The 5,502-nt window shown below is 42.2% G+C and carries 9 protein-coding genes and 1 riboswitch; of the genes, 3 read left to right on the top strand and 6 right to left on the bottom strand.

What is annotated here, in order from left to right; translation table 11 throughout:
- Positions 1–14: 14 nt before the first annotated feature.
- Positions 15–153: riboswitch (molybdenum cofactor riboswitch) on the top strand.
- The 3 genes from J6O61_RS11460 (at position 144) to mobA (ending at position 1,790) form a co-directional block, all read left to right on the top strand.
- Positions 144–719, top strand: a complete 576-nt coding sequence (locus tag J6O61_RS11460; protein WP_292213233.1) for a hypothetical protein — start codon at positions 144–146, stop codon at positions 717–719. It overlaps the preceding riboswitch by 10 nt.
- On the top strand, positions 716–1,186 hold the full coding sequence (locus tag J6O61_RS11455; protein ID WP_292213230.1) for a hypothetical protein: 471 nt from the start codon (positions 716–718) through the stop codon (positions 1,184–1,186). Before J6O61_RS11460 ends, J6O61_RS11455 begins: the two co-directional genes overlap by 4 nt.
- Entirely contained in the window at positions 1,179–1,790 is a 612-nt protein-coding gene (gene mobA, locus J6O61_RS11450; RefSeq protein WP_292213227.1) for a molybdenum cofactor guanylyltransferase, read from the top strand. The genes J6O61_RS11455 and mobA overlap by 8 nt, the downstream gene beginning before the upstream one ends.
- A 17-nt stretch (positions 1,791–1,807) precedes the next feature.
- On the opposite strand, the gene J6O61_RS11445 is transcribed toward mobA, so the two are convergent.
- The 6 genes from J6O61_RS11445 to J6O61_RS11420 form a co-directional block, all read right to left on the bottom strand.
- The gene (locus J6O61_RS11445; RefSeq protein WP_292213224.1) at positions 1,808–3,169 is read right to left on the bottom strand and encodes an MATE family efflux transporter; all 1,362 of its coding nucleotides are present in this window, start codon (positions 3,167–3,169) and stop codon (positions 1,808–1,810) included.
- A gap of 8 nt (positions 3,170–3,177) precedes the next feature.
- Positions 3,178–3,615: a MarR family winged helix-turn-helix transcriptional regulator gene (locus J6O61_RS11440; protein WP_292213222.1), complete on the bottom strand. Its 438-nt coding sequence runs from the start codon at positions 3,613–3,615 to the stop codon at positions 3,178–3,180.
- 169 nt (positions 3,616–3,784) lie between these two features.
- Positions 3,785–4,060: a hypothetical protein gene (locus tag J6O61_RS11435; protein ID WP_292204198.1), complete on the bottom strand. Its 276-nt coding sequence runs from the start codon at positions 4,058–4,060 to the stop codon at positions 3,785–3,787.
- On the bottom strand, positions 4,057–4,560 hold the full coding sequence (locus tag J6O61_RS11430) for an O-acetyl-ADP-ribose deacetylase (protein ID WP_292204197.1): 504 nt from the start codon (positions 4,558–4,560) through the stop codon (positions 4,057–4,059). The genes J6O61_RS11435 and J6O61_RS11430 overlap by 4 nt, the downstream gene beginning before the upstream one ends.
- Before the next feature lie 12 nt (positions 4,561–4,572).
- The gene (locus tag J6O61_RS11425; protein WP_292213219.1) at positions 4,573–5,289 is read right to left on the bottom strand and encodes an SIR2 family NAD-dependent protein deacylase; all 717 of its coding nucleotides are present in this window, start codon (positions 5,287–5,289) and stop codon (positions 4,573–4,575) included.
- Positions 5,280–5,502, bottom strand: a 223-nt coding sequence (locus J6O61_RS11420; RefSeq protein ID WP_292213215.1) for a nitroreductase family protein, incomplete at its 5' end; no start/stop codon positions are given. The genes J6O61_RS11425 and J6O61_RS11420, both read right to left, overlap by 10 nt.

Here is a 5,502-nt window from a genome sequence, read left to right as displayed (position 1 = left end):
TATGGTATAATCAGTTTGTAGAAAATCTCCGAGCTTTTAAGCCTAAAAAGCTTTAGTCTTCATGGCTTTTAAGACGCAGACAAATACTCTGCCGGGGTGCAGATGGAAACAGAAGCGCCTTCCTTATTGAAAAGGAGAACATAATGAAAAAAGCAGATCTCAGAAGCCTTATTTTTATGGCTTTATGCTGCGATCTTGGTTTGTTTGCCAAAAAACTGATATCTCCCGCAGCAAATTTCATAACTGAATTTCTTCATATCCCGGGTGGTATTGCCACCAGCTTCTCTCTACTATTTTTAGTCATAGCGGCTGCACTTATGCCATTTCCTTTCTGTGCTACAATCATGGGCATTGTCCAGAGCCTTCTTGCATTGTGTTTTGGAATGACCGGCAGCATGGGCGCTCTTGCGCCTATCGGCTACATCCTTCCTGGAATCATGATTGATCTGGTTTTCTTTTTAGCAGAGAAAACTTCCGGTCGACGCGATAATGGTATACTGATTTCGTCTATAATTGCTTCTATTACGGCTTGTCTTACCGCAAACTTCATTGTGTTCAAATTAAGTGGAATAGTTCTTTTTGTATATGCACTGGTTGCTGCCACAAGCGGTTCCATCTGCGGGCTTTTGGGAGAGAAACTTGTAGAAAGGCTCCACCCGGTCATCGGTCCAGATAAAGCCACCGCAAAAATACCATATAAAAACAAGGAGACAACATGAAGAAAAAAAGTATTGTTATCGTCATCATTATGCTAGTAATTACCTGCATTGCATCTGTTTTCTATTTGAGGTCAAGAAATGATGCGCCAAAAGGGAATCTGGCTATTATAAATGGGGATAAAACAGTTCTCATTGACCCCTTTAGCGGGAGCCTTGTTTCAGTAAAGGGCGTTACCATAAATGCCAAGGGGCAGGAAAAGGATGTAGATGAGATCGGAATATCACTAAAGGATGCCATTTCAAAATCAGGACTTGATAAGGCCGGTTTCACAAAAGCCCGGGTTGTATCATCAGATGAATTTGCCGCTGAAATTTCTTTTGACGAAATAAACGAAGATGGTAAAGCTTATCTTGCAAAACAGCAGGAAGACGACGGAAGCACCAGTGCAAGACTGTATGTGTTCGGTGACAGCGACTCAAAACGTCAGGTGAAGAATGTTGTGAGGATTGAACTTTTAAATGAATGAGTTTGACGGAATTGTTTTGGCAGGCGGAAAAAGCAAAAGAATGGGAACGGACAAGTCAGAAATCATTCTTGATGGAAAGTCCTTCCTCCAGATACAGACAGATAAACTAAGAGACCTTGGTGCCGGCAGGGTCCATGTTTCAGGTAAATCTTCTCCTATCCCATATGCCCACCACATAATGGATATAATACCTGACATGGGCCCACTGGGAGGTCTCTATTCCTGCTTTTTGGAATGTAACTGCAGCAATGCACTTGTACTCAGCGTTGATGTTCCGCTTATCTCAAGCCAAACATTGGAGAGCCTTCTAAAGAAGCATTTCTCCGGAAATTTTGATGCCACTATTCTGTCCCATGATGGTAAAGATGAGCCGCTCATCGCTGTTTACAAAACAGATACAACAGCTATTCTGGAGAAACTTATTGCAGAAAAAAAGCTGGCAGTAAGAGCCTTTCTTGATAGGCTTACCTGCCAGCATTATGAGTTTATGGGTGATCATCAGGAGCTGATCAATTGTAATTCGAAGGATGATCTCCGTCTGCTTTCCATCCATAATGCAGAACCACATATCCTTAATCTCATCTCCTGTTCCTTCAAAAATTGATACACATATTTCTGCATTTATTTAGATATCAGATAATGATACTTTTTGTTCTGAGTAAAGAGGAATGCCCAGGACAATATACATGAAGCCACTTCAGCCACAGCAACAGCTCCCCAGATGCCATTTACTCCAAATATGATTGGCAAAAGAACTACTGATAGCAGTTCAAATACCAGCGTTCTCATAAAAGAAATGACGGCAGAAATCGGTCCATTATTAAGCGCAGTAAAAAACGATGATGCAAAAAGATTTCCCCCAGCCAGAATAAAAGCAAAAAGGAATATTCTGAATGCTCCAACTGTCATTTCAAGAAGCTCTGCGTCATAGCCCACGAACAGAGATGCTATCGGTCTTGCAAGGAGTTGAGCCATAACAAACATCATTACTCCACCTGTATATTCAAGTATAAAGCTTCGTTTCATGAGATTATTAAGTTCTTTGGTATTTCCGGCCCCATAATGGTAGCTAATGATTGGGGACGATCCAAAAGTATATCCGAACAGCATTCCCAGGAATACAAACTGAACATACATTATCACTCCGTATGCTGCAACACCGTTTTCCTGGGCGTAGTTCATGAGCTGCTTATTGTACACCATGCTCACAAGAGACGTTGCAATATTTGCCATAAGCTCTGACATGCCATTAAACGCAGCCTTTCCCACTACATCAATTTCAATTTTGGTAAAAGAGAACCTTAAAAGGCTGTCATTTTCACTGGCGAAATATATAAGTGGAATAACACCTCCCACAATCTGGCTAAAACCAGTTGCAAGGGCCGCGCCGGTTACTCCCCACCTTAAGACTCCTACAAATACCGCATCTAAAATCATATTTGTTAGTCCAGCTGCTACAGTTATCCGCAGTCCCAATCGCGGTTTTTCTGCTGCAGTCATAAAGCTCTGAAACACAAACTGGAGATCAGCTGTCGCTGTAAAAAGAATAACAACCCTTCCATAAAGAACAGCCTCGTCCCTTATAAGTGCCGATGCTCCCAAAGCATCCACAATATTAGGCATAAATACAAAACCAATTAGTGTAGCTGTTAATCCTAAAAGTACTGCAAACTCTATCATCATGGAGAAATACTTATTGGCCAGATCATTTTTCTTTTCCCCAAGTGTCTTCGCCACAAGCGCTGTTCCTCCGGAGCCAAACATAAGTCCCAAGGCTCCAAGGATCATAAGTGCCGGCATCACTATGTTTATCGCCGCAAAGGCGTTTTTACCAACAAAGTTGGATACAAACAGTCCGTCAACTACTCCATATATAGATGTAAACACCACCATTGTCATTGATGGGAAGCAGTATCTTAATAATCTTTTGTAATCAAAGTGGTCTGAAAGCTGGATCACATCTTTTTCTTTTCTTAAAATCATTTCTAACCTCAAAATCTGTTCATTTCATCTTTAAGCCTTTTGTTGTACTTTTCAAGGAGACTCACAATGGTTTTCTGCTCTTTTTCCGTAAACGAGAAAAATGCTTTTTTCTCAGCTTCAAGGATAAGATCTGCACTTTTGGCCGCCATTTTTACCCCCTCTTTGGTCAAAAGAAATCTCTTTTCTCGCCCGTTCTTCTCAGACACAAAGACCTTTCCTTCATCAAGTAGCTTTTTCATTGCCGAATTCACAGTCTGTTTAGGTAAAAGATATTCTTCAATTATCTCTTTCTGAGTAACTCCATTTTCTGACGCTCTGATAGCATACAGAATCAGTATTGTTGTCTCAGATATCTCAAACTTTTTGGACTGCTTCTGATAAATGCTGCTCAGTTCTTTATCTAAATTTATAAATCTCATAAGATTTTCATTGTTTTCATGAAGCATTCTTTTTCCTCCAAATTAAATAATCCGAAATCAGACTTTGATTATAATAGTCCGATTTCGGATTGATGTCAACATATTTATTTACTTTATGTTCGGATATATCCTTCATTCATTCTTTAATTATATTTTCGTAAGCACGTCGTCTATATCCCCATCAATGCAGATGCTCCTATATCAATTCCTTCAACGCATCCGCCAGCGGCGTAATCTCACGACCCAGAACCTTTTCCAGCTCTTCCGGAGACAGAGCATCTTCTCCGTTGTTCCCTGCAAGCGCATAATCCTGATAGTTTGTGCCCAGCATCCTGCCTAGCGGTGAAATCTCATCTTCCGTGTACACTGTTTCAAATCCCTCTCTTGTGACCACTTTTACATCCAGCTTCTTACTGCCTGCCCTTTGGGCAACAAAAGAGATAAAAAAATAAACCTGCAGGCAATCTTTCATTGAATCATTTCAGAATATATTCCATATGTGTTGTTATCAAACAGCACCCACATCACCAAATCAAATGCATCCGGATTCTCATCCATATATTTCTGAACGGTCTTAACTGCAATCTTCGCAGCCTGCTCAACCGGATAATAAAACACACCTGTAGAAATGGAGGGGAATGCTATGCTGCGTATCCCCTGTTCTTTGGCAACCTGCAGCGAGTTTCGATAACACAATTCCAACAGCTTATCCTCATTCTTTTTTCCGCCATGCCATACCGGACCGACTGTGTGAATCACATACCTGCACGGGAGATTATATGCCTTTGTGATCTTTGCCTCTCCCGTTTTACAGCCATGCAATTTAAAGCATTCAGCCCGAAGTCCCGGTCCCGCAGCCCTGTGGATCGCACCATCCACTCCGCCTCCTCCGAGCAGGGTGCGATTCGCGGCATTGACAATGGCATCCACACCATGAACTTTTGTTATATCACCCTTAATACATCGTATCATCAATACATCCTCCTATGACAACCCGGCAAAAACCTCATCGCAGGTACTGTGGATATTCAGAAAGGCCGAAGAATCAAACCCTGTCTGTTTCGGATTGATCTGTACGATCTTTGCAGACGGTTTTATGTGATTCCAATATACGCTTCCATAGTTCCCGATTGCGCCTACAATAATGACGAGCTTTGCCTTTCGCGCCCATTCCTGAGCTTTTAGCACATCCTCATTATAGAGCCCAACATGCGCATAAACAGGCCAGCAGGAATATAATCCTCCGCACTCACATCTTGGCGCTTTCCCTTTATTCCAGATATTCACATCATAGTTTCGCTTTCCACATTTAAGACAGGTATTCACGGCAAAGCTTCCCTGAATCTCTGCCACATTTTTCGAGCCGGCAAGACTGTGAAGATGGTCCAGATTGGTTGTTATGATTCCCTGGACCTTTCCCTTCTGCTCCAATTCAGCCAGTTTCTTATGCGAGAGACTCGGACCATTTTGAAACATGGCGTCGAGAAAAGAATGCCTGGCGACTCTGTAATAATGCTCCGGCGTTGCCTTCAGCACGGTATTGGAAGCAAATTGCAGAGTCTCTGCCAGATTGAGTCCATGCATGCTCGGAATGCCGGAGGCAACCGATATCCCTGCGCCCGTAATTGCCAGTGTGAAATTACTTTCATCAATCAATCTTTGAAGTGTTTGTATCTGCCCATCCATATTCGCTACTCCCATTGAAAGTTACCTTTTCCTGCTCCCAGTTCAAAGTGATATTTCACAAGACCTGTATCCACACCGGTAAAGATGCCGTTATCACAGGAAATTGAAACCTTATTTCCTTTACCTCTGATGGTGAATGCCTGCTTTGCCAGTGCGGTAGGCGCTAAGAGTGCTGCTTCAATGCCGTCCTTAAACCACTGTGGTGCTTCTCCATCGTATGAACTGACC

The sequence above is a fragment of the Butyrivibrio sp. genome (genome assembly GCF_017635265.1).
Classification (GTDB): domain Bacteria; phylum Bacillota; class Clostridia; order Lachnospirales; family Lachnospiraceae; genus Butyrivibrio.
This window is presented reverse-complemented; position numbering and strand designations above follow the sequence as displayed.

Excerpts from the sequence above, each read along its gene's own strand:
- J6O61_RS11460 (WP_292213233.1), top strand. The coding sequence starts at position 144 with ATGAAAAAAGCAGATCTCAGAAGCCTTATTTTTATGGCTTTATGCTGC.
- J6O61_RS11440 (WP_292213222.1), bottom strand. The coding sequence starts at position 3,615 with ATGCTTCATGAAAACAATGAAAATCTTATGAGATTTATAAATTTAGAT.
- J6O61_RS11455 (WP_292213230.1), top strand. The coding sequence starts at position 716 with ATGAAGAAAAAAAGTATTGTTATCGTCATCATTATGCTAGTAATTACC.
- mobA (WP_292213227.1), top strand. The coding sequence starts at position 1,179 with ATGAATGAGTTTGACGGAATTGTTTTGGCAGGCGGAAAAAGCAAAAGA.
- J6O61_RS11435 (WP_292204198.1), bottom strand. The coding sequence starts at position 4,060 with ATGAAAGATTGCCTGCAGGTTTATTTTTTTATCTCTTTTGTTGCCCAA.
- J6O61_RS11445 (WP_292213224.1), bottom strand. The coding sequence starts at position 3,169 with ATGATTTTAAGAAAAGAAAAAGATGTGATCCAGCTTTCAGACCACTTT.
- J6O61_RS11425 (WP_292213219.1), bottom strand. The coding sequence starts at position 5,289 with ATGGGAGTAGCGAATATGGATGGGCAGATACAAACACTTCAAAGATTG.
- J6O61_RS11430 (WP_292204197.1), bottom strand. The coding sequence starts at position 4,560 with ATGATACGATGTATTAAGGGTGATATAACAAAAGTTCATGGTGTGGAT.